This window comes from Bradyrhizobium sp. 44, from assembly GCF_023073095.1.
Taxonomy (GTDB): domain Bacteria; phylum Pseudomonadota; class Alphaproteobacteria; order Rhizobiales; family Xanthobacteraceae; genus Bradyrhizobium.
Map to the genome: position 1 here is coordinate 129,866 of NZ_JADPIY010000014.1, position 22,797 is coordinate 152,662.

The 22,797-nt window shown below is 64.6% G+C and carries 13 protein-coding genes; 11 read left to right on the forward strand and 2 right to left on the reverse strand.

All coding sequences use genetic code 11. The annotated features are described in order from the left end of the window. Positions 1-46 precede the first annotated feature (46 nt). Genes IVB41_RS11470 through IVB41_RS11495 form a run of 6 tightly spaced genes read left to right on the forward strand, consistent with a single transcriptional unit; the run spans position 47 to position 7,573 of the window. Positions 47-2,896: a bifunctional transaldolase/phosoglucose isomerase gene (locus IVB41_RS11470; protein WP_247431073.1), complete on the forward strand. Its 2,850-nt coding sequence runs from the start codon at positions 47-49 to the stop codon at positions 2,894-2,896. A 13-nt stretch (positions 2,897-2,909) separates the two neighbouring features. Next, complete coding sequence (gnd, locus tag IVB41_RS11475) at positions 2,910-3,908, forward strand: phosphogluconate dehydrogenase (NAD(+)-dependent, decarboxylating) (protein WP_027570567.1); 999 nt, start codon at positions 2,910-2,912, stop codon at positions 3,906-3,908. Between the two features lie 43 nt (positions 3,909-3,951). Beyond that, entirely contained in the window at positions 3,952-5,463 is a 1,512-nt protein-coding gene (gene zwf, locus IVB41_RS11480) for a glucose-6-phosphate dehydrogenase (protein WP_027570566.1), read from the forward strand. Beyond that, positions 5,460-6,209, forward strand: a complete 750-nt coding sequence (gene pgl, locus IVB41_RS11485; protein ID WP_247431076.1) for a 6-phosphogluconolactonase — start codon at positions 5,460-5,462, stop codon at positions 6,207-6,209. Before zwf ends, pgl begins: the two co-directional genes overlap by 4 nt. Beyond that, positions 6,196-6,726, forward strand: coding sequence for a gluconokinase (locus tag IVB41_RS11490; RefSeq protein ID WP_247431079.1), 531 nt, complete (start codon positions 6,196-6,198; stop codon positions 6,724-6,726). The genes pgl and IVB41_RS11490 overlap by 14 nt, the downstream gene beginning before the upstream one ends. Before the next feature lie 34 nt (positions 6,727-6,760). Then, on the forward strand, positions 6,761-7,573 hold the full coding sequence (locus tag IVB41_RS11495) for an HAD family hydrolase (RefSeq protein ID WP_247431082.1): 813 nt from the start codon (positions 6,761-6,763) through the stop codon (positions 7,571-7,573). Between the two features lie 4 nt (positions 7,574-7,577). Here the strand turns inward: IVB41_RS11495 and IVB41_RS11500 are convergent, their stop codons facing one another. Next, a complete protein-coding gene (locus IVB41_RS11500; RefSeq protein ID WP_247431087.1) occupies positions 7,578-9,377 on the reverse strand; it encodes a glycoside hydrolase family 15 protein in 1,800 nt (599 codons plus the stop codon). A 42-nt stretch (positions 9,378-9,419) separates the two neighbouring features. Next, the gene (malQ, locus tag IVB41_RS11505; RefSeq protein ID WP_247431091.1) at positions 9,420-11,381 is read right to left on the reverse strand and encodes a 4-alpha-glucanotransferase; all 1,962 of its coding nucleotides are present in this window, start codon (positions 11,379-11,381) and stop codon (positions 9,420-9,422) included. Between the two features lie 203 nt (positions 11,382-11,584). Here malQ and IVB41_RS11510 point away from each other — a divergent pair, with 203 nt between their 5' ends. Genes IVB41_RS11510 through treZ form a run of 5 tightly spaced genes read left to right on the forward strand, consistent with a single transcriptional unit; the run spans position 11,585 to position 22,797 of the window. Next, positions 11,585-13,531 (forward strand): maltotransferase domain-containing protein, encoded by a 1,947-nt coding sequence (locus tag IVB41_RS11510; protein WP_247431094.1) that lies wholly within the window; start codon positions 11,585-11,587, stop codon positions 13,529-13,531. An 11-nt stretch (positions 13,532-13,542) separates the two neighbouring features. Next, complete coding sequence (treS, locus tag IVB41_RS11515; protein WP_247431097.1) at positions 13,543-16,836, forward strand: maltose alpha-D-glucosyltransferase; 3,294 nt, start codon at positions 13,543-13,545, stop codon at positions 16,834-16,836. Then, positions 16,829-18,967, forward strand: coding sequence for a 1,4-alpha-glucan branching protein GlgB (glgB, locus tag IVB41_RS11520; protein WP_247431101.1), 2,139 nt, complete (start codon positions 16,829-16,831; stop codon positions 18,965-18,967). The genes treS and glgB overlap by 8 nt, the downstream gene beginning before the upstream one ends. A gap of 3 nt (positions 18,968-18,970) precedes the next feature. Continuing rightward, positions 18,971-21,049: a glycogen debranching protein GlgX gene (gene glgX, locus IVB41_RS11525; RefSeq protein ID WP_247431105.1), complete on the forward strand. Its 2,079-nt coding sequence runs from the start codon at positions 18,971-18,973 to the stop codon at positions 21,047-21,049. Next, entirely contained in the window at positions 21,046-22,797 is a 1,752-nt protein-coding gene (gene treZ, locus IVB41_RS11530) for a malto-oligosyltrehalose trehalohydrolase (RefSeq protein WP_247431108.1), read from the forward strand. The genes glgX and treZ overlap by 4 nt, the downstream gene beginning before the upstream one ends.

A 22,797-nucleotide genomic window follows, 5' to 3' on the forward strand; every position in this document is an offset into this window, starting at 1 on the left:
CGGCGCGGAAACCCCTCGCCCGCAGGCTTGGAGATAAATTAGCATCATGAATCCCGTCAAAGAACTGGAAAAGCACGGACAAGCCGTCTGGCTGGACTTCCTGGCCCGCGGCTTCATCGCCAAAGGCGACCTGAAGCGGCTGATCGACACCGACGGCGTCAAGGGCGTCACCTCCAACCCCTCGATCTTCGAGAAAGCGATCGGCAGCTCCGACGAATACGACGCGCCGATCGGCAAGGCATTGAAGCGCGGCGATCGGTCGGTCGCCGACCTGTTCGAGGCCGTCGCGGTCGAGGACATCCAGAACGCCGCCGACGTGCTGCGCCCGGTCTACGACCGCCTCAAGGGCGGCGACGGCTATGTCAGCCTGGAAGTCTCGCCCTATCTGGCGATGGACACCGGTGAAACGGTCACCGAGGCACGGCGGCTCTGGAAGGACGTCAACCGCAAGAACCTGATGGTGAAGGTGCCGGCGACGCCGGACGGCCTGCCGGCGATCGAACAGCTCATCGGCGACGGAATCAGCATCAACATCACGCTGCTGTTCTCCAGGGACGTCTATCTGCAAGTCGCCGAGGCCTATCTCGCCGGTCTGGAGCAATACGTCGCAGGTGGCGGCGACCCCTCCCACGTGGCGAGCGTCGCGAGCTTCTTCGTCAGTCGCATCGACTCGGTGGTCGACAAGCAGCTCGACGAGAAGATCGCCCGCGCCAACGATCCGAGCGAGAAGGAACGGCTCGCCGCGCTGAAGGGCAAGGTCGCGATCGCCAATGCGAAGGTCGCCTACCAGGACTACAAGCGCCTGTTCTCGGGGCCGCGCTGGGAGAAGCTCGCGGCCAAGGGCGCCAAACCGCAGCGCATGCTGTGGGCCTCGACCGGTACCAAGAACAAGGACTATAGCGACGTCCTCTATGTCGAGGAATTGATCGGTCCCGACACCATCAACACCGTGCCGCCGGCGACACTGGATGCGTTCCGCGACCACGGCACGCCGCGCGACAGCCTGGAAGAGAATGTCGACGACGCCAGGCGCGTGCTGGAAGAGCTGGAGCGCTCCGGCGTCTCGCTCGATGCCATCACCGAGGAGCTCGTCAGGGACGGCGTCAGGCAGTTCGCCGACGCCGCCGACAAGCTCTATGGCGCGGTCGCCCACAAGCGCGCCACCGTGCTCGGGCCCGCGATCGACCGCCAGCTTCTCTCGCTCGGCGACGGTCTCGGCAAGGCCGTGGCCAAGAGCACCGAGGAATGGCGCGCATCCGCCAAGATCCGCCGGCTTTGGCAGCGCGACAAATCGGTATGGACCGGCACCGACGAGGACAAATGGCTCGGCTGGCTCGACAGCGCCGCCAAGGCCGACGTTGCCGACTATGAGGACTATGCCGGTCGCGTGAAGGGCCAGAAATTCTCCGACGCCGTCGTGCTCGGCATGGGCGGATCAAGCCTCGGACCGGAGGTGCTGGCCGAGACCTTCGGCAAGAAGCCCGGGTTCCCGAAGCTGCACGTGCTGGATTCCACCGATCCGGCGCAGGTGCGGGCGATGGAAGCCAGGATCGACATCGCCAACACTGTGTTCATCGTCTCCAGCAAATCCGGCGGCACCACGGAACCGAATGCGATGAAGGATTATTTCCACGAGCGCGTCGCGCAGGCGGTCGGGCCGAAGGTCAAGACCGGCCATCGCTTCATTGCGGTCACCGATCCCGGGTCGTCGCTGGAGAAGGCGGCGAAGACGCTGAACTACGCGCGCATCTTCCACGGCGAGCCCTCCATCGGAGGACGCTACTCGGTGCTCTCGCCGTTCGGGCTGGTGCCGGCGGCAACCGCGGGCATCGATATCAAGACCTTCGTCAAGCACGCGCTTGCGATGGCCCGCTCCTGCGGACCGGACGTGCCGCCAAGTGAGAACCCCGGCGTGCAGCTCGGTCTTGCCATGGGCCATGCAGCGCTCGAAGGTCGCGACAAGGTGACGATCCTGTCGTCGAAGAAGATCGCCGATTTCGGCGCCTGGGCCGAGCAGCTCATCGCGGAATCGACCGGCAAGGACGGCAAGGGCCTGATCCCGATCGATGGCGAGCCGCTGGGCGAGCCCGCGGTCTATGGCAATGACCGGCTCTTCATCGACATCCGTATCGAGGGTGAGGCGGACCCCGCCCATGACTCGCAGCTTGCTGCGATCGAAGCGGCCGGCCATCCCGTCGTGCGTATCGTGATGAAGTCGATCGACCATCTCGGCCAGGAGTTCTTCCGCTTCGAGATGGCAACGGCGGTCGCGGGCAGCATCCTTGGCATCAACCCGTTCGACCAGCCGGACGTGGAAGCGGCCAAGATCAAGACCCGAGAGCTCACCGCCTCGTTCGAAAAGACCGGCACGCTGCCGGCCGAACGGCCGGTTGTCAGCACCAATGAGGCCGATCTCTACACCGACGAGACCAATGCCGCGGCCCTGCGGGCCGCCGGCGCCAACGGCGACCTCACCTCATGGCTGAAGGCGCATCTGTCCCGCTCCAAACATGGCGACTATGTCGCCCTGCTCGGCTACATCGCCCGCGACAAGACGACGATCGACGCACTCCAGACCATGCGGCTCGAAGTGCGCGAGAAGCGACATGTCGCAACCTGCGCCGAGTTCGGCCCGCGTTTCCTGCACTCCACCGGGCAGGCCTACAAGGGCGGGCCCGACAGCGGCGTGTTCCTCCAGATCACCGCCGACGATGCCAGGGACTTGCCGGTGCCGGGCCAGAAGGCCAGCTTCGGCGTCATCAAGGCCGCGCAGGCGCGCGGCGACTTCGACGTGCTTACCGAGCGCGGCCGGCGCGCGCTGCGGGTCCACCTGAAGGGCGGGCTCAAGAAGGGTCTCGCGGCGCTCAATGCGGCGCTCAATGACGCACTGAACTAAGGGAATTTCTCAAATGCAACTCGGCATGATCGGCCTCGGCCGGATGGGCGGCAACATCGTTCGCCGCCTGATGCGCCAGGGACATTCGACCGTGGTCTACGACAAGGACGCCAAGGCCGTCGCGGGCCTTGCCGCAGACGGCGCGACAGGCTCGGCGACGCTCGAAGAGTTCATTGCGAAACTGGAGCGGCCGCGCACGGCCTGGGTGATGCTGCCGGCCGGCCACATCACCGAGACCACGATCGATACCATCGCGGGCGTGATGCAGGAAGGCGACGTGATCATCGACGGCGGCAACACGTTTTGGCAGGACGACGTTCGCCGCGGCAAGGCGCTGAAGGAGCGCGGCATCCACTATGTCGACGTCGGCACCTCCGGGGGCGTCTGGGGCCTCGACCGCGGCTATTGCATGATGATCGGCGGCGAGAAACAGGTGGTCGATCGGCTCGATCCGATCTTCGCCGCGCTCGCGCCCGGCGCCGGCGACATTCCACGCACGGAGGGACGTGAGGGGCGCGATCCCCGCATCGAGCAGGGCTACATCCATGCCGGTCCGGTTGGCGCCGGGCATTTCGTCAAGATGATCCACAACGGGATCGAATACGGCTTGATGCAGGCCTATGCCGAAGGTTTTGATATCCTCAAGAACGCCAACATCGAGGCCTTGCCGGCGGATCATCGTTACGATTTCGATCTCGCCGACATCGCCGAAGTGTGGCGGCGCGGCAGCGTGATCCCGTCCTGGCTGCTCGACCTTACCTCGACCGCGCTCGCGGATAGCCCTGCGCTGGCGGAGTATTCCGGTTTCGTCGAGGATTCCGGCGAAGGACGCTGGACCGTGAATGCCGCCATCGACGAGGCCGTGCCGGCCGAAGTCCTGACCGCGGCGCTGTTCGCACGTTTCCGTTCCCGCAAGGAACACACCTTCGCCGAGAAAATACTCTCAGCGATGCGAGCCGGCTTCGGCGGCCACAAGGAGCCGAAGCAGTCGGCTGCTTCGAAGCCCAAATAGCTCGAAGCGGAAGTAAAACGTAACAAGCGAAGGCCAATAGTTCGTGACAAAAGACCCGCAGCCAAAGCGCAAGCCGGAAAATTGCGCCTTCGTCATCTTTGGCGTGACCGGAGACCTCACCCATCGACTGGTGATGCCCTCGCTGTACAATCTGGCGGCCGAGAAAATGCTGCCGGAGAAATTCTGCGTCGTCGGCGTGGCCCGCAAGGGCCAGTCGGACGACGAATTGCGCGTGAGCCTGATGAAAGGCCTGCGCGAGTTCGCGACGCGCCCCGTGGACGACGTCGTCGCCCGGCAGCTCCTGCAATGCGTCACCTTCGTGGAGGCCGACGCAAAGGACCCGCCGTCATTCGATCGCCTGCGCGCGCATCTCGATCAGCTGGAATGTTCGGAAGGTACCGGTGGCAACCGGCTGTTCTACCTTGCGACGCCGCCGGCCGCATTCGCGCCGACCGCGCGCGAGCTCGGCCGCACCGGCATGATGAAGGAGAACGGCGCGTGGCGGCGGCTGGTGATCGAAAAGCCGTTCGGCACCGATCTTGCGTCGGCGCGCGCGCTGAACACCGAACTCCTGAAGATCATGGACGAGCACCAGATCTACCGGATCGATCACTATCTCGGCAAGGAGACGGTGCAGAACATCCTGGTGCTGCGCTTTGCCAACGGCATGTTCGAGCCGATCTGGAATCGCAACCATATCGACCACATCCAGATCACGGTGGAGGAAAAGCTCGGCGTCGGCCATCGCGGCGGCTTTTACGACGCCACCGGCGCGCTGCGCGACATGGTGCCGAACCATCTGTTTCAGCTGATGTCGCTGGTCGCGATGGAGCCGCCGGCGCGTTTCGACGCCCATTCGGTGCGCTCCGAGAAGGCCGAGATTCTGACCTCGATTCAGCGCCCGAGCGAAGAGGAAGCGCTGAAGAGCTCGGTGCGCGCCCAATATCTCTCGGGGCGAATCGGCGACGATGAGATCCCGGACTATCGCAAGACCGAGGACGTCAAACCCGGCAGCACCACCGAGACCTATGTCGCGCTGAAGCTGATGATCGACAATTGGCGCTGGGCCGGCGTGCCGTTCTATTTGCGCACCGGCAAGGCGCTCGGCCACAAGCGCACCGAGGTCGCGATCAAGTTCAAGCAGGCACCGTTGTCGATGTTCTCAGGCACGGCTGTCGATCGCCTCTCCCAGAACTTCCTCACGATCGGCATCGCGCCGACCGAGACCATCGAGCTCCAGTTCAACGCCAAGATCCCGGGGCCGAGCGTCACCATCGACGGCGTCGAGATGAAGTTCCGCTATGGCGACTATTTCCGGGCCGATCCCTCGACCGGCTACGAGACGCTGATCTACGACTGCATGATCGGCGACAACATCCTGTTCCAGCGCGCCGACGGCATCGAGGCCGGATGGCAGGCGGTGCAGCCGTTCCTGGACGCCTGGAAGAACGCGGGCAGCAACGGCATCGAGACCTATCAAGCCGGCAGCGACGGCCCCGCCTGCGCCGATGAATTGCTCCGCCGCGACGGCCGAAGCTGGCGGAAGTTTTCGTGACGGCTGCGGGACAACCGAAGCTGATCGTCGAGTCCGACGCCGAGGCTCTCGCGCGGGCCGCGGCCGAGCGGGTGATGGCGCGAATCGCGGCTAATCCCGGGCGCATTGCGATCTGCCTGACCGGCGGCTCCAGCCCGAAGAAGCTCTACCAGCTTTTGGGCAGCGAGGTCTGGCGCGAAAAAATCCCGTGGGAGCGCGTGCACTGGTTCATCGGTGACGAGCGCTTCGTGCCCGAAAGCGATCCCCTCAACAACATGGCGGTCGCGCGCGCGACCTTTCTCGATAGCAACGCGCCCTCCGGCCATGTTCACCCGATCCCGACGACGGCTGACACCCCCGATCAGAGCGCCGAGGCCTATGCGCGCGAGCTGCAGGCTTTCTACGGCGCGGAAAGCCTGGACCCGGCACGGCCGATGTTCGACATGGTCTTGATGGGCGCAGGTCCCGACGGCCACACTGCTTCGCTGTTCCCGGGCTATCCTGCGATCGAGGAGACCGAGCGCTGGGTGGTCGGCGTCCCCAAGGCCAATGTTGCCCCCTTCGTGCCGCGGGTCTCGCTCACCCTGCCCGCGCTGGCGTCCTGCCGCGAAATGCTGTTCGAGATAGCGGGGCACGACAAGCAGCCGATCTTGACGCGCCTGCTCAATGGCGAGACTCTGCCGGCCGTACGCGCGCGCTCGAATGGCGAGACCGTCTGGCTGGTCGACCAGGCCGCGCTTCCGGGGGGAATTCGTGACGGGCGTTGAAGCACCTTGTGCATTGATCGTGATGGGCGTGTCGGGCTCGGGCAAGAGCACGGTTGCAGAAGCGTTGGGCGAGCGCCTCGGCTGGCGATTCGAGGACGGAGACAGCTTTCATCCCGCCAGCAATGTCGAGAAGATGCGGGCCGGCCATCCCCTCACCGACGAGGATCGCTGGCCCTGGCTCAACGCCATCGCCGACGAGATCGCGCGGGTCTGTGACAAGGGCGAGCACGTGATCATCGCCTGCTCGGCGCTAAAGCATACTTATCGGGATGTGCTGCTGCGCGGACGCGACGACGTCCGCTTCGTCTTCCTAAGGGGCACGAAGGAGCTGATCGCCGCCCGCCTCGCGCAACGCAAGGGGCACTTCATGCCGCCCGGCCTGCTGACGAGCCAATTCAACACGCTGGAGCCGCCGGAGGCTGGCGAGCACGTGATCACCGTCTCGATCGACGAATCCGTGGAAGCGATCGTGGACGGCGCGGTGCGGCAGTTGAAACTGGGCGGCGCGAAACGCTGAGGCCAAACACCCAAGAAACACCCAAGGGACCGCCATGACAAAAATCTCGCTCGTCGTCTCCGACGTCGACGGTACGCTGCTGACCAAGGACAAGACGCTGACCGACCGCGCGAGGTCAGCGGTGCAGCGTCTGCACCAGGCCGGCATCGGTTTCACGATTACGTCGAGCCGCCCCGCGATCGGCATGCGCTTCCTGATCGAGCCGCTGGCACTCTGGCTGCCGGTCGGCCCGTTCAACGGCTCCTCAATCGTCGACCCCGAGATGAATCCGGTCGAGCAGCATCTCATCCCCGCCGGCGCGGCCGAGCGGAGCTTGCAAATTCTCCGGGATTTCGGCGCCGACATCTGGCTGTTCACGACCGACAAATGGCTGATCGACAGGCCTGATGGCCAATACGTCGCTCACGAGCAGCACACGATCCGCTCCGATCCCACCATCGTCACGGATTTCTCGCCGTATCTCGCCAGCGCCTGCAAGATCGTCGGCGCCAGCGCCGATGCGGCGGGCCTCGAGCGTTGCGAGAAGGCGATGCAGAAGGCGCTCGGCAGCGAGGCGACGGCAGTGCGTTCGCAAACCTACTACCTCGACATCACCCCGCCCGGCTTCGACAAGGGCACATTCGTGCAAGCCATGGCCAAGCGCCTCGGCATTTCAACCGACGCGGTCGCCACCATCGGCGACATGCAGAACGACCTCGCGATGTTCCGCGTCAGCGGCACCTCGATCGCCATGGGCAACGCCGCCGACAACGTCAAGGAGCAGGCGACCCACGTCACCGCGACCAACGAGCAAGACGGTTTTGCGGAAGCGATGGAGATGATCTTGAAGCGGAACGAGGTCGCCTAGGTCACTACTTCGACCGCTGCATCGCGGGCTTCTGGCTGCCCTGCCTTGCCGCCGACAGATTATGCGCGGTGTTGACCAGCGCGATATGCGTCAGCGCCTGCGGGAAATTGCCGGTCTGACGCTTGGCGCCTGAATCATATTCCTCGGCCAGCAGCCCGACGTCATTGGCGATATCGACCACGCGATCGAACAAGATCTGCGCCTTGTCGAGATCGCCCGCCAGCACATGGGCATCGGCCAGCCACAGGCTGCAGGCGAGGAAGGCGCCTTCGAGCGGCGGTTGCCCCGCAGGCACCTCGCGGGGATCGTGCCGCAGCACGAAGCCGTCGCGCAGCATGTGGTTTTCGACCGCCGCGAGGGTGCCGCGAATGCGCGGATCCGACGCTTCCAGGAAGCCGACGGCCGGCAGCAGCAGCACGCTGGCATCGAGCAGCTTCGAGCCGTAGGACTCCACGAAGGCATTCTCCTCCACGTCGAAGCCCCTGTTGCAGACGTCGCGATGAATGGCGTCGCGCAAGGTGCGCCAGTGCAGCAGGGGCGCCTTGAAGCCGAAGGTCTCGGCGCTCTTGATGCCGCGGTCGAAGGCGACCCAGGTCATCACCTTGGAGAAGACGTAGTGCTTCGGCTCTCCGCGCCGTTCCCAGATGCCATGATCGGGCTGGTCCCAGACTTCGGCGAGATGTTTGAGCACGGCGCATTCCAGCGCCCAGCTCTCGTCATCGAGCTTGAGCTTGGCCATCCGCGATTGGTGGAAGGCGTCGATCAGTTCGCCGTAGACGTCGAGCTGGAGCTGCGCATGCGCGGCATTGCCGACGCGCACCGGCTGCGCGCCCTCGTAGCCGTCGAGCCAACCGGCTTCCCATTCCAGCAGCCGCCGCTGCCCCCAGATGCCGTACATGATCTGCATGTTCGACGGTGAGCCTGCCGCCGCACGCAACAGCCAATTGTGCCAAGCCGAGGCTTCCTCGGTGTAACCCGAGTTCATCAGCGCCAGCAGCGTGAAGGTGGCGTCACGCAGCCAGCAGAAGCGGTAGTCCCAATTCCTGGCGCCGCCAAGCTTCTCCGGCAACGAGGTGGTCGGCGCCGCGACGATGCCGCCGGTCGGACCGAAGGTCAGCGCCTTGAGTGTGATCAGCGAGCGCACGATCAGGTCGCGATAGTCGCCATCGCGATTGCAGTGGCTGCACCAGTCCTGCCAGAATTTTTCCGTCTCCTGAAGCGCGAGCTCCGGGTCGATCGGCGGGGGTGGCTCGAGATGCGAGGGGCCGTAGGTCAGCACGAACGGCACGGTCTCGCCGGCCTTCACTTCGAAATCGGAAACCGTGGTCAGATCCTCGCCGCGGGTCTGCGCCGGCGTCCGCAGCACGGTCATGTCCTGCCCGGCGACCGCCAGCAGGGAATGGTCGATCCGCCGCACCCACGGGATGTCGACTCCGAAGCCGAAGCGGATGACGAGCTCCATCCGCATCTTGACCGTGCCGCTGACTCCGCGGACCAGCCGCACGATGTCGGAGGCCTTGCCGCGCGGCGGCATGAAGTCGATCAGCGCAACGGTGCCGCTCTTCGTCTCGAAGCGCGTTTCGAGGATGAGGGTGTCGCCGAGATAGCGGCGCGACGTCGCGGTGGCGTCCTCGCCCGGCGCGATCAGCCAGCGGCCGTTCTTGTGCGTGCCGAGGAGCGCGGCAAAGCAGGCATCGGAATCGAAGGCCGGCCAGCACAGCCAGTCGATCGAGCCGTTGCGGCCGACCAGCGCCGCGGTCTCGCAGTCGCCGATCAGCGCATAGTCCTCGATTTTCTGAGACAATGTCGTGCGAGCCTCGAAAACGACGTCCGGAGACCCCGGCGATCAACGCCCGCCGGGCAACGAGCGTTCCCGCGTCGCGGCCTTCAAAGCTGCGAGATCGACTTTCGAGGGGATCTTGTCGAGCGTCACGGGCAGGCGCTGGCGCCAGTTCGGATGCTCGTCGATCGTGCCGGGAATGTTGGGCTGGTCGATCACGCCGAGCAGATCCTCCAGCGACACCGCAAGCAGCCGCGAGGGCGTGCGCGACAGGAAGGCGAGCACCGAATAGACATCATTGGCACGGATGCCGTTGGCACGCAGGATCTCGTCGAGCAGGCCGAGCGCATCCCAGCGGGCCTGATCGTTCTCGCCGGGATCGAGCCCGAGCGAGCGCTTCATCTTGAGATCGCTGAATGAGCGCCAGCCGGCATAGGTCGACAAATCATGGGTGTTCAGCGTCACCAGCGCGTTGGGCCGGTAGTGATCGACGGGCCGGAAGTGACCGGCATCGTCGCGCTCGAACATCATGACGAGGTAGGACCAGATGCCGAAATCCTGCATGGTCTCGCGAAAACCTTCCGGCACCGTGCCGAGGTCCTCGCCGATGACGATGCACTTATGGGCCGCGCTCTCGCGCGCCACGGTCGCCAGCAGCGCCTCGAACGGCATCTGCACATAGGCGCCATTGTCGGGCTTGAAGCCGCGCGGCACCAGATACAGCCGCTTCAGGCCCAGCACGTGATCGAGACGGATGGCCCCAGAATGGCGCATCGAAGCCGCGAGCATATCGGCGAACGGCACGAACGACTGCGCCTCCAGGCCGCCGGCGTTGAAGCCGGCGAGGCCCCAATCCTGGCCGATGGTGTTGAGCACGTCCGGCGGCGCGCCGACCGCCAGATGACGGGAGATCGCACCCTGCTCATTCCAGGCATCGAAGCCGTTCGACTGCACGCCGACAGCAACGTCGAGATAAAGCCCGACCCGCATGCCGAGCTGGCCGGCCAGCTCCTTGGCGGCATGCAATTGGCTATCGGCGGTCCATTGCACGAATTCGACGAACTCGACCTCGTGCTTGTCGGGCCCGCTGCGCAGCTCGGCGCATTTTGTCTCGTCCGGCTGCTGCCATTCCATCGGCCATTCCCACCACGGCGCCGCGAAGCGATGACGGAGCACCTCGAAGCAGGCAAAACGGGACAACAGCGGCGCGCGAGCCGCGCGGAAAGCGTCGAACTGATTGCGGCGGACGCCGCTCGCGGTTTTCACGAAGCTGTCGAAGGCGGCACGCAAGGCCAACCATTTCAAGGCCGCCATGTCCGGATAGGGCACACGATCACCTTGGCGGAGCCGCGCGGCGGTCGCGGCGGCGTCGGGGACGAGGTCGGGGGAAAATTCCGGGATCGCCTCGACGTCGATATAGAGCGGATTGAGAAACAGCCGGCTGTTCGGCGAATAGGGGCTGCAATCGGCCGGATGGTCGTCGAACAGCACGTGCAGGGGATTAAGCCCGACGCCGTCGGCTCCCAACTGCTTGGCGAGCCGGACGAGACCGGCGAGGTCGGTGAAATCACCGATGCCCCAATTGCGCTCCGAGCGGACGCTGTAGAGCTGCACGGCAAGCAGCCAGCCGCGGTCGAAATCGCCGCCGAAGGCCCGCTCCGGCGCCACGATCATCGGCACCTCTTCGATCACGCCTTCGGCATCGGTCAGCGTCAGGCGGTGATAGCCGAGCGGCAGGCCGGCGGGCCAGGCAATCACGGGCTCGCGCGTCTCACCTTGCGCGATCAAATTGCCGTTGCCGGTCATCTTCCATTTGAGCGGCGGCGCACCGATCGTCACCAATTCGGTGCGCGGTTGTCCCAAGGCGCGCACCACCACTGGCCCGCTGACGAAGCGGTAAACCCGCTTCTCGGGTAGGGCGTCGAGGATGGATTTGAGGGCCACGGGATCGGTGACCCGCAGCTTTCCGAGGGCATCGACGAATTCGGATTGAACGCCCTTGATCCGGGCTTGAGCTAAAAGATCCATTCGGCACGCAGCTTGCAAGCCATTCTCTGGCCGGGGGAATTGATTTTAACGAGGTCACGGAAGAGGTTAGTCTGGGTAACTCGCAAACCGCGCCTGCCGTTCCCCAGGGAACCAATGACACACAAGCGGCTTTCTATATAGGTATCAAGCGTAGGTTCCCGGCAAGGGAAACGGGCTCCTGCTTTCTTGTCAATGGCATCACCGTGAACAAGACAATTCAAACTGTCGAGAGTGCCGCAGCCGGCAGCACTTTCCTCATCGAAGACGTCTATCCCCTGATCGACGGCGGGCGCTTCGCCGTGAAGCGGATCGCGCGCGAACCGGTCGAGGTCTGGGCCGACATCTACCGCGACGGCGACGCCGTGATCGGCGCAGCGCTGATCTGGCGACAAGAACAGGACCGCGAATGGCAGAGCGAGCCGATGATCCATCACGGCAATGACCGGTGGTCCGGCGCGTTCACACCCGTCGAGCCCGGCAAATATGTCTATGCGATCGAAGCCTGGACCGACGAATTCGCCACTTGGTCGCACGGGGTCGCGCGCAAGCAACGCTCCGGTGCCGACGTCACGCTCGATGCGATCGAGGGCGCCGGCCTTCTGACCAAGGCGCATGGCGCGCAGCAGGACGCCGCCGCCGTCATCGTCAGGCAATGCGAGGACTATCTTCAGACCGGCGACGTTGCCCCGCTGCTGGCAACCGAGCTCGGCGCAGCCATGGCCGAGAGCCAGTCGCGGCCTGACCTGACGCGCTCGGCTCTATTCCCACTGTTCGTCGACCGCGACAAGGCACGCTTCGGCGCCTGGTATCAGATGATGCCGCGCAGTCAGAGCGTGGTGTCAGGACAGCATGGCACGCTCCGCGACTGCATCGCGCGCGTGCCCGACATCGCCGCGATGGGCTTTGACGTGCTCTACTTCACGCCCATTCATCCCATTGGCCGCACCCGGCGCAAGGGCCGCAACAACACGCCGGTGGCGACTGAAGGCGATCCCGGCTCGCCTTATGCGATCGGCGCCATCGAAGGCGGGCACGACGCGCTGCATCCCGAACTCGGCACGATCGAGGATTTTCGCGCGCTGGTCGCGACCTGCCTGGAATACGGGCTCGAGCTCGCGCTCGACTTCGCCGTGCAATGCTCGCCGGACCACCCGTGGCTGACACAGCATCCGGAATGGTTCAAATGGCGCCCGGACCGCTCGGTGCGGACGGCTGAGGGCCCCTATTCCGACATCGTCATCCCCGATTTCACGTCCGTCGACCGGGCTGGACTGTGGAACGCATTTCGCGACGCCATGCTGTTCTGGATCGACCACGGCGTCACCATCTTCGCCATCGACAATCACGACACCGCGCCGCTCGCCTTCTGGGAATGGCTCATCCGTGACATCCGCCGCCGGCATCCCGAGGTAATCTTGTTCTCCAAGACGTATGCCCGCCCGAAGCTGATGAAGGGCCTCGCCAAGCTCGGCTTTGCACAATCCTTCAGCTATTTCCCCTGGCGAACGGCGAAGTGGGAGCTGGAGCAATATCTCGGCGAGCTGACGCGCTATCCCGAACGTGACTTCTATCGGCCGAACCTGTTCGTGAGCACGCCCGACCTGCTGCCCTATCATCTGCAGGGCGGCGAGACCTGGGCGTTCAAATCGCGCGTCGCGCTGGCCGCGACGTTGTCCGGCAATTACGGCGTCTACAGCGGGTTCGAGTTGCTAGAGCACGACGCGATCCCCGGCCGCGAGGAGTATCTCGACTCCGAGAAATACCAGATCAAGCAGCGCGACTGGGACAAGCCCGGCAATATCAAGACGTACATCACGGAGCTCAATCGCATCCGCAACGAAAATGCTGCGCTTCAGCAGGCGGCGAACCTGCGCTTCCTCGGCATCGAAGACGACGAGACGATCGCCTTCGTCAAGGAAGCGACCGACCCGGCCAACATCGTCGTGGCCGTGGTTGCGCTCTCGCGCCACGTACGCGAATTCTGGTTGCCGCTCGGCGACATCACGGTTGACGCCGGCGGGCAGCGACACCACGTGTCGGCACTCGAAAACCTCCTCACCGGCGAACAGGCCCGCATCGAATGGGGCGGGATCAGGTTGCGTATCGATCCCGACCGCGATCCGGCGCTGCTGTTCCGCTGCCTGGCGTAAGGGCGCACGCCATGAACGTATTGTCTTCCGTCGACACCAAGAAAGCCGAGGCTGCCGAGATCGTGGATGAACTCTGGTACAAGGACGCCATCATCTATCAGCTTCACGTCAAGGCGTTTGCCGATAGCAATCATGACGGCATCGGCGATTTCGCAGGGCTGACCGAGAAGCTGCCTTATCTCCAGGAGCTCGGCGTCACCGCGCTGTGGCTGCTGCCGTTCTATCCTTCGCCCGGCCGTGACGACGGCTACGACATCGCCGACTACGGCGCGGTCAATCCCGATTTCGGGACGATGAAGGATTTCAAGCGCTTCATCCAGGAAGCGCAGAAACGCGGGCTGCGCGTCATCACCGAGCTCGTCGTCAACCACACCTCGGACCAGCACAATTGGTTCAAGCGCGCGCGCCGCAGCCCTCCGGGCTCGAGCGCCCGCAACTGGTATGTCTGGAGCGACACCGACCAGAAATACCAGGGCACCCGCATCATCTTCACCGACACCGAGAAGTCGAACTGGACCTGGGATCACGAGGCCGGCGCGTTCTATTGGCACCGCTTCTTCTCGCACCAGCCGGATCTCAATTTCGACAATCCGCGCGTCGTCAGCGCCCTGATCCAGGTGATGAAGCGCTGGCTCGATGCCGGCGTCGACGGCTTCCGTCTGGACGCCATTCCCTATCTCTGCGAGCGCGAAGGTACCTCGAACGAGAACCTCCCCGAGACGCATGCCATCATCAAGCGGCTGCGCCATGAGCTGGATTCCTACTCCAAGGGCAAGCTGCTGCTGGCCGAAGCCAATCAATGGCCGGAGGACGTGCAGGAATATTTCGGCCGCGGCGACGAGTGCCACATGGCCTATCACTTCCCGCTGATGCCGCGCATCTACATGGCGATCGCGCAGGAGGACCGCTTCCCCATCACCGACATCCTGCGCCAGACGCCGGACATTCCGGCGAGCTGCCAATGGGCGCTGTTCCTGCGCAACCATGACGAACTGACGCTGGAGATGGTGACCGACGTCGAGCGCGACTACCTGTGGACCACCTACGCCAACGATCCGCGCGCCCGCATCAATGTCGGCATCCGCCGGCGCCTCGCGCCGCTGATGGACAACGACCGGCGCAAGATCGAGCTGATGAACTCGCTGCTGCTGTCCTTCCCGGGAACGCCGATCATCTATTACGGCGACGAGATCGGGATGGGCGACAACATCTATCTCGGCGACCGCAACGGCGTGCGCACGCCGATGCAGTGGAGCCCGGACCGCAATGGCGGCTTCTCGCGCTGTGACCCAGCCCGCCTCTACGCGCCGCTGATCATGGATCCGGTCTACGGCTACGAATCGGTGAACGTGGAGGCACAGTCGCGCAGCCTATCCTCGCTGCTCAGCGCGACCAAGCGCCTGATCTCGGTGCGTAAATCGACGCTCGCCTTCGGCCGCGGCACCATGACCTTCATCCGCCCGGCCAACCGGGCCGTGCTGGCCTATGTCCGGCAGTACCGCGACGAGGTGATCCTCTGCGTCGCCAATCTGTCGCGCGCGGCCCAGGCGACCGAGCTCGATCTGTCGCCCTGGAAAGACCGCATCCCGCAGGAGATGCTCGGCCGCACGCGTTTTCCGGCGATCGGCGAACTGCCCTACATGGTCACGCTGGGACCCTATGGCTTCTACTGGTTCCAGCTCACCGAGCGCGAAAAGTCCGAGCCGGTGACGCCGCGCGCTGTGCCGGAATTCGAGACGCTGGTGGTGCCGGTGAACTCGACCTGGGTGTCGCTGGCGCGCGAGCGCGGCGTGTTCGAGCATGAGGTGCTGCCGGGATTCCTGTCGCGCACGCGCTGGTATCCAGAGCACAATCCCAAGCAGATCAAGCCGACGCTGACCTCGGCGGTGCCGTTCTGCGACATCGGCGACAACAGGCCCTGGATCGCGTTCTTCGAGGTGGCGCAGGGCGACGTCACCACGCGCTACGTGCTGCCGATGCAGATCGAATGGGTGCGCTTCGACCGCGAACGCTTCAATCCCAGAGCGCTCGCCGCCGTGCGTCAGGGCGCCCGCGAAGGGACGCTGCTGGATGTGGCAACGGAGCAGATCTTCATCGGGCTGTTCCTGCGCAACCTGTCGCAGAACCTGGTGGTGGAAGAAAACAATCTGCGGCTGGAGTTCAAGGCGACCAGCCGGTTTGCCGAGTACACCATCAAGGAGCCCGAACGCATCCGCGCGATCGAGCAGTCGAACAGCACCGCGCTGGTCGACAACCAGTATGTCGCCAAGATCTATCGCCAGCTCGAAGCCGGCATCAATCCCGAGATCGAGATCGGCTCCTACCTCACCGAAATCGCCCGCTTTGCCAATACGCCGGCACTGCTCGGCAGCGTCGAGCTGGTTGAAGACGACCGTCGCAGCGCAGTCGGCGTGCTGCACGCCTATGTCGAGAACCAGGGCGACGGCTGGGGCGTCACCGCGGGCTATCTCGACCGCTATATCGACGAGCAGCGGGTGCTGCCACCGGGCGAGATGCCCCGCGAGACCCAGGAGCAGGCGCCCTATCTGCACTTCATTACGCAGATCGGCCGGCGGCTCGCCGAGCTGCATGTGGCTCTGGCCGCCGCAAAGCCAGGCGATCTCGCGCCGGAGCCGATTGGCTCCGCACAAATCAAGCGCTGGTCATCGGAGCTCAAGGCACGGGCCGAGCGGGTTTTCGAGCGGCTGGCCGCCAGCACCAACGGCCTGCGGGAGGCAGATCGGCCGCTGATCAATCAGCTCGCCGCCGTGCGCGCGTCCCTGTCCGGCCGGCTCGACGCGCTGTTGCCTTCCGAGATCGGCGGGTTGAACATCCGTCATCATGGCGACTTCCGCCTCGGGCAAACTCTGATCGTGAAGGACGATATCTTCATCATCGACTACGATGGAGATCCGCGTTTGCCGCTGGCCGACAAGCGGCGCAAGCTGCCTGCGGCGCGCGACGTTGCCGGCCTGATCCGCTCGATTGATCTTTCGGTTAACGCGGCGCTCCACCGCGCGCTCACCGGTGCTTCCGACGAACAGGGCCGGCTTACGGCTGCGCTGGACGAATGGCGCGAGCGCACCACCGCGACGTTCCTCACCGCCTACCGCGAAGCCATGACCGATCGACGGCTCTGGCCGGAAGATCCGCAATCCGCGGCAGGCCTGTTAAGGTTTTTCCTGCTTGATCAAGCGTTTGAGGAAGTAGAGTACGAGCTGTCCCACCGGCCTGAGGGGCTCCATGCGCCGCTGTCAGGACTGCTTCGCATTCTGTCCACTATCGAGAGCGAAGCCCATGCCTAAACTCCCTGCCGAGGCCTATGCGATCATCGAGGGTCGCCACTCCGATCCGTTCCACTATCTCGGGCTGCATCCCGAGGGCGACAAGAGCGTGGTGCGCGCGTTTCTTCCTGATGCCTCCAACGTCGAGGCGGTGGGCGAGCACGGCGAGGTGGCGAAGCTAGATCGCGTTCATGATTCCGGCCTGTTCATCGGGGCTCTGCCGAACGGCGCGAAGCACTACCAGCTTCGCGCGAAGTTCGGCGACAACGTCATCGAATTCGAGGACACCTATCGCTTTCCACCGATCCTGACCGATTTCGACCTCTATCTGCTCGGCGAAGGCACCCACCAGCGCCTTTACGACAAGCTCGGCGCGCATCCCATGCGGCTCGAAGGCATCGATGGCATCGGCTTCGTGGTGCTGGCGCCCAACGCCCGGCGCGTCTCCGTGGTCGGCGACTTCAACTTCTGGGACGGGCGGCGCCATCCGATGCGGGTGCGCGGCGCTGGCTATTGGGAATTGTTCATCCCGCACGCCAAGGCCGGCGACCACTACAAGTTCGAAATTATCGGACCGCATGGCCATCTGCTCCCGCTGAAGTCCGATCCGATGGCCTTTGCAAGCGAGGTGCGGCCGAAGACCGCCTCCATCGTGTTCGACGAGGCGCATCTGCCCCGGCCGCGACCGGCGCCCGACGGCATCAACGCATTATCTGCGCCGATGTCGATCTACGAGGTCCATCTCGGCTCATGGCGGCGCAAGAACGGCAATGAATGGCTGACCTATCGCGAGCTGGCCGAGCAGCTGCCGGCCTACGCCCGCGACATGGGCTTCACCCATCTCGAATTCCTCCCCGTGAGCGAGCATCCTTTCGACGGCTCGTGGGGCTATCAGCCGACCGGGCTGTATGCGCCGACCAGCCGCTTCGGCACGCCAGAGGATTTTGCCGCGCTGGTCGATGCCTGCCACCGCGAGGGCGTCGGCGTGCTGCTCGACTGGGTGCCCGGCCACTTCCCGGACGATCCGCACGGGCTCGGCAGCTTTGACGGCACAGCGCTGTACGAACACGCTAATCCGCTCCAGGGCCGGCATCTCGATTGGGGCACGCTGATCTACAATTACGGCCGCACCGAAGTGACGAACTTCCTGGTGTCGAACGCGCTGTTCTGGCTCGAGCGCTACGCGATCGACGGACTGCGCGTCGATGCGGTCGCGTCCATGCTCTACCTCGACTACAGCCGTCCGCCCGGCGCGTGGATTCCGAACCAGCATGGCGGCCGGGAGAACATCGAGGCGATCGCGTTCCTGCGCCGCTTCAACACCGAACTGTTCGCGCGTTTCCCGCAGGCGACCACGGCCGCCGAGGAGTCCACCGCCTGGCCCCAGGTCTCGCGTCCGGTCGAATTCGGCGGGCTCGGCTTCGGCTATAAGTGGAACATGGGCTGGATGCACGACACGCTGAACTACATCAGCAAGGATCCGATCCACCGCAAGCATCATCACGGCGACATCCTGTTCGGCCTGCACTACGCCTTCTCGGAGAACTTCGTGCTGCCGCTGTCGCACGACGAGGTCGTGCACGGCAAGCGCTCGATCCTGGGGCGCATGCCCGGCGACGAATGGCAGCGCTTCGCGAATTTGCGCGCCTATTACAGCTTCATGTTCGGCCATCCCGGCAAGAAGCTGCTGTTCATGGGCGCCGAGATCGCGCAAAGCCGCGAATGGAATCACGACCAGTCGCTCGACTGGCACTTGCTCGAGTACAAGCCCCATTCAGGCATCCAGGCGCTGATCCGCGATCTCAACCGGCTCTATCGCGCGGTGCCCGCGCTGCACCAGATGGACTGCGAGCAGGCCGGCTTCGAATGGCTGATCACCGACGATGCCAGCCGCAACGTGTTCGCCTGGCTGCGCAAGGGATTTGACGAGCACGCCCGGTGCATGGTGATCGTCAACTTCTCACCCAACGTCTATCGCAACTACCGGGTTCGCGCGCCGCTCGGCGGCAAGTGGAAGGAAGTGTTCAACTCGGACTCCGCTCATTACGGCGGCAGCAATGTCGGCAACATCGGCGAAGTCCACGCCGTCAATGGCGAGCTCCGCCTCACCATTCCGCCGCTCGCTGCGATCTTCCTCGTTCCGGAAAGCTGAACGATGCGCCTGACTGCTGGATCGCCCGCACGCCTCGGCGCAAGCTGGGACGGACGCGGCACCAATTTCGCGCTGTTCTCCGCCAACGCGCAGAAGGTCGAGTTGTGTCTGTTCGACATGCAGGGCCGCCGCGAGCTCGAACGCGTCGAGCTGCCGGAGCGCACCGAGGATGTCTGGCACGGCTATCTCAACGACGTCTCGCCCGGCCAGCTCTACGGCTACCGCGTGCATGGCCCCTACGAGCCCGAGCACGGCCACCGCTTCAACGCCAACAAGCTGCTGCTCGACCCCTATGCCAAGCGGCTTTCCGGGCGGCTGGTCTGGAGCGACGCGCATTTCGCCTATCGCACCGGAAGCCCGCGCGAGGACCTGTCGTTCGACCGGCGCGACAACGCGCGCGGCATGCCTAAGGCCGTCGTCGTCGACGAGACCTTCAACTGGGGCCGGCGCGAGATCCGGCCCAACATTCCCTGGGAAGACACCATCATCTACGAGGCCCACGTCAAGGGACTGACACAGAAGCGCGACGACGTGCCGCCGAATTTGCGCGGCACCTATGGCGGCTTGTCCTCGCCGGCCATCATCGAGCACCTGAAGAAGCTCGGCGTCACCACGGTGGAGCTTCTGCCGGTGCACAGCTTCGTCGATGACCGCATCCTGGTGGAGAAGAAGCTCGTCAATTACTGGGGCTATAACACCCTGTCCTTCTTCGCGCCCGAGCAGCGCTACGCCCAGGACAACGCCCTCGATTCCTTTCGCACCACGGTCGCGCGCCTGCACGATGCCGGCATCGAGGTGATGCTCGACGTCGTCTATAACCACACAGCCGAGGGCAATCACCTCGGCCCGACGCTGTGCTATCGCGGCATCGACAACGCGTCTTATTACTGGCTGAACCGCGAGAACCCGCGCTATTACGACGACTTCACCGGCTGCGGCTCGTCGGTGAACCTCACCCATCCGCGCGTGCTGCAGATGGTGATGGATTCCCTGCGCTACTGGGTCGAGGTCTGCCACGTCGACGGTTTCCGTTTCGACCTCGCCACCACGCTGGCGCGCGGGCCGAATGGTTATGATCGCGGCAGCTCGTTCCTGACCGCGATCCGGCAGGATCCGGTGCTGGCGAGCGTCAAGCTCGTCGCCGAACCCTGGGACCTCGGCCTCGGCGGCTACCAGGTCGGCGCATTTCCCTCGCAATGGTCGGAGTGGAACGACCGTTACCGCAGCGCCATGCGCCGCTACTGGAGCGGCGAAGGCAGCCTGATCGGCGACATCTCCAGCCGCATGACGGCGTCCTCCGACCTGTTCAACCACGACGGACGGCGGCCGCGCGCCAGCGTCAACCACATCACCGTGCATGACGGTTTCACCCTCGCAGATCTCTTCAGCTACAACGAGAAGCACAACGAGGCCAATGGCGAGGACAATCGCGACGGCTCCAACGACAACCACAGCAACAATTGCGGTGTCGAGGGCCCGACCGACGATCCCCAAATCGTCAGCTTGCGCCGGCAGCTTCGCAAGAACGTGCTGGCTTGCCTCATGCTGGCGCAGGGCATTCCGCTGATCCTCGCCGGCGACGAGGTCGGGAATTCGCAATCAGGCAACAACAACGCCTATTGCCAGGACAACGAGGTTGGCTGGGTCGGCTGGGACAATCTCGGCAAGGACGGCGACGACATGGTCGATTTCGTCGCCGAGCTCGCCGATATCCGCCGTCGGTTCTCGCAGCTTCGCAGCCATCGCTGGCTCGACGGCCGCCCCAAGGACGGCATCTCCTACGGCGCGCTGTGGCTGACGCCGGCCGGCGACGAAATGACGGAAAGCGACTGGAAATTCCCGGAAGGGCGGTTCCTCTCCTATGTGATGGGACCGATGGAACCCGGCAGCGCCGCGATCTTTATCGTACTCAACGCAGCCCCCGAAGAGATCGCATTCAAATTGCCAAAAATGACTGAATACAAGAGTTGGCAGCAAATCCTGAACACGACCGACGCCAAGCTGAACACGGTCGACTTCCAGCCCGGAAGCGACAGCAAGGCGCCGCCGCGCTCCGTGCTCGCTTTCGCGGGGGCGCTATGAGGCCATCCTTCGGGGCGAGGCCGACGAAGGACGGCGTGTCGTTCCGGCTGTGGGCGCCTGCGGCGCGCCGTGTCGATCTGCTGCTCGACAGACGACACGCGATGCAGCGCCGGCAGGATGGCTGGTATGTCGCCGAGATTGCCAATCTGCCCGTCGGCAGCACCTACAAATTCAGGATCGACGACGAGATCGACGTGCCCGATCCGGCGTCTGCATTCCAGCCGGACGACGTGTTCGGCCCGAGCGAGGTGATCGATCATGACGCCTTTGCCTGGCGCGCATCCGATTGGCGCGGCCGTCCCTGGGAGGAGACGGTGCTGATCGAGACGCATGTCGGCACCTTCACCGCGGAAGGCACCTATCGCGCCATGATCGACAAGCTCGATCATCTCGTCGCGACCGGCATCACCGCGGTCGAGCTGATGCCGCTGGCCGACTTCGCCGGTCGCCGCGGCTGGGGTTATGATGGCGTGCTGTGGTACGCGCCCGACAGCGCCTATGGTCATCCCGATGATTTGAAAAGGCTGATCGACGAAGCCCATCTGCGCGGGCTGATGATGTTCCTCGACGTCGTCTATAATCATTTCGGGCCCGAGGGAAATTACCTCGGCCGCTACGCGCCGACCTTCTTCACCGACGCGCATACGCCGTGGGGCAGTGCGATCGATTATCGCGTGCCGCAGGTTCGCGCTTTTGCCGTCGAGAACGCGCTGTCGTGGCTCAGCGACTATCGCTTCGACGGCCTCAGGCTTGATGCCGCCAACCACATCATGGCGATCCCCGGCGAGCAATCGATGCTGCAGGACCTCAGCGTCGCCGCGGGCGAGCTTGCCAAGGCGACGGGGCGGCATATCCATCTCGTGCTGGAGAACGGCGACAACCGCGCGAGCCTGCTCGACGCGGCGCAGGAGCCACCGAACGGCAAATATCGCGCCCAGTGGAACGACGACTACCACCACGTCTGGCACGTGATGCTGACGGGAGAGCTCGCCGGCTATTACGCGGACTATCAAACGCCGCGGCTCGATCTCGCACGCGCGCTCGCCTCCGGCTTCGTCTATCAGGGCGAGATCTCGGAATTCTGGGGCAAGCAGCCGCGCGGCGAGAAAAGCGACGAGCTGCCGCCGGCAACCTTCGTCAACTTCCTGCAAAACCACGACCAGATCGGCAACCGGCCGCTCGGTGACCGGCTCGAAAGCCTGGCATCGCCCAAGCAGATCGAAGCAGCACTCGCGGTGACCCTGCTCGCGCCGATGGTGCCGATGCTGTTTCAGGGCGAGGAGTGGGGCTCCATCGTGCCCTTCCCGTTCTTCTGCGACTTCGAGGGCGGGCTGGCTGATGCCGTCCGCAAGGGGCGCAAGCAGGAGTATGCCTGGGCCTATGAGACGTATGGCGACGAGGTGCCCGACCCGCTCGATCCGGCAACGCCGCAATCGGCCGTGCTCGACTGGACCGGCCACACGCCGGAGCAGGATGCACGTCTCGCGCTGGTGCGGGAGCTGCTCGCACTCCGTCACAAAGAGATCGCGCCACGACTGAAAGGTGCGCGCTTCGGTGATGCCGCCGTAGCCGATAGCGGCCTGCTCACCGCACATTGGCACATGGGAGATGGCGCGACGTTGCGCCTCGTAGCCAATCTCGCCGACAAGGACGCCGCATATTCCGGCGGTGTGGGGACCCTGATCTGGGGCGGCGCGACCGGCGACCGGCTTGCGCCCTGGTCGGTGGTCTGGCGCCTCGGAGTTTGA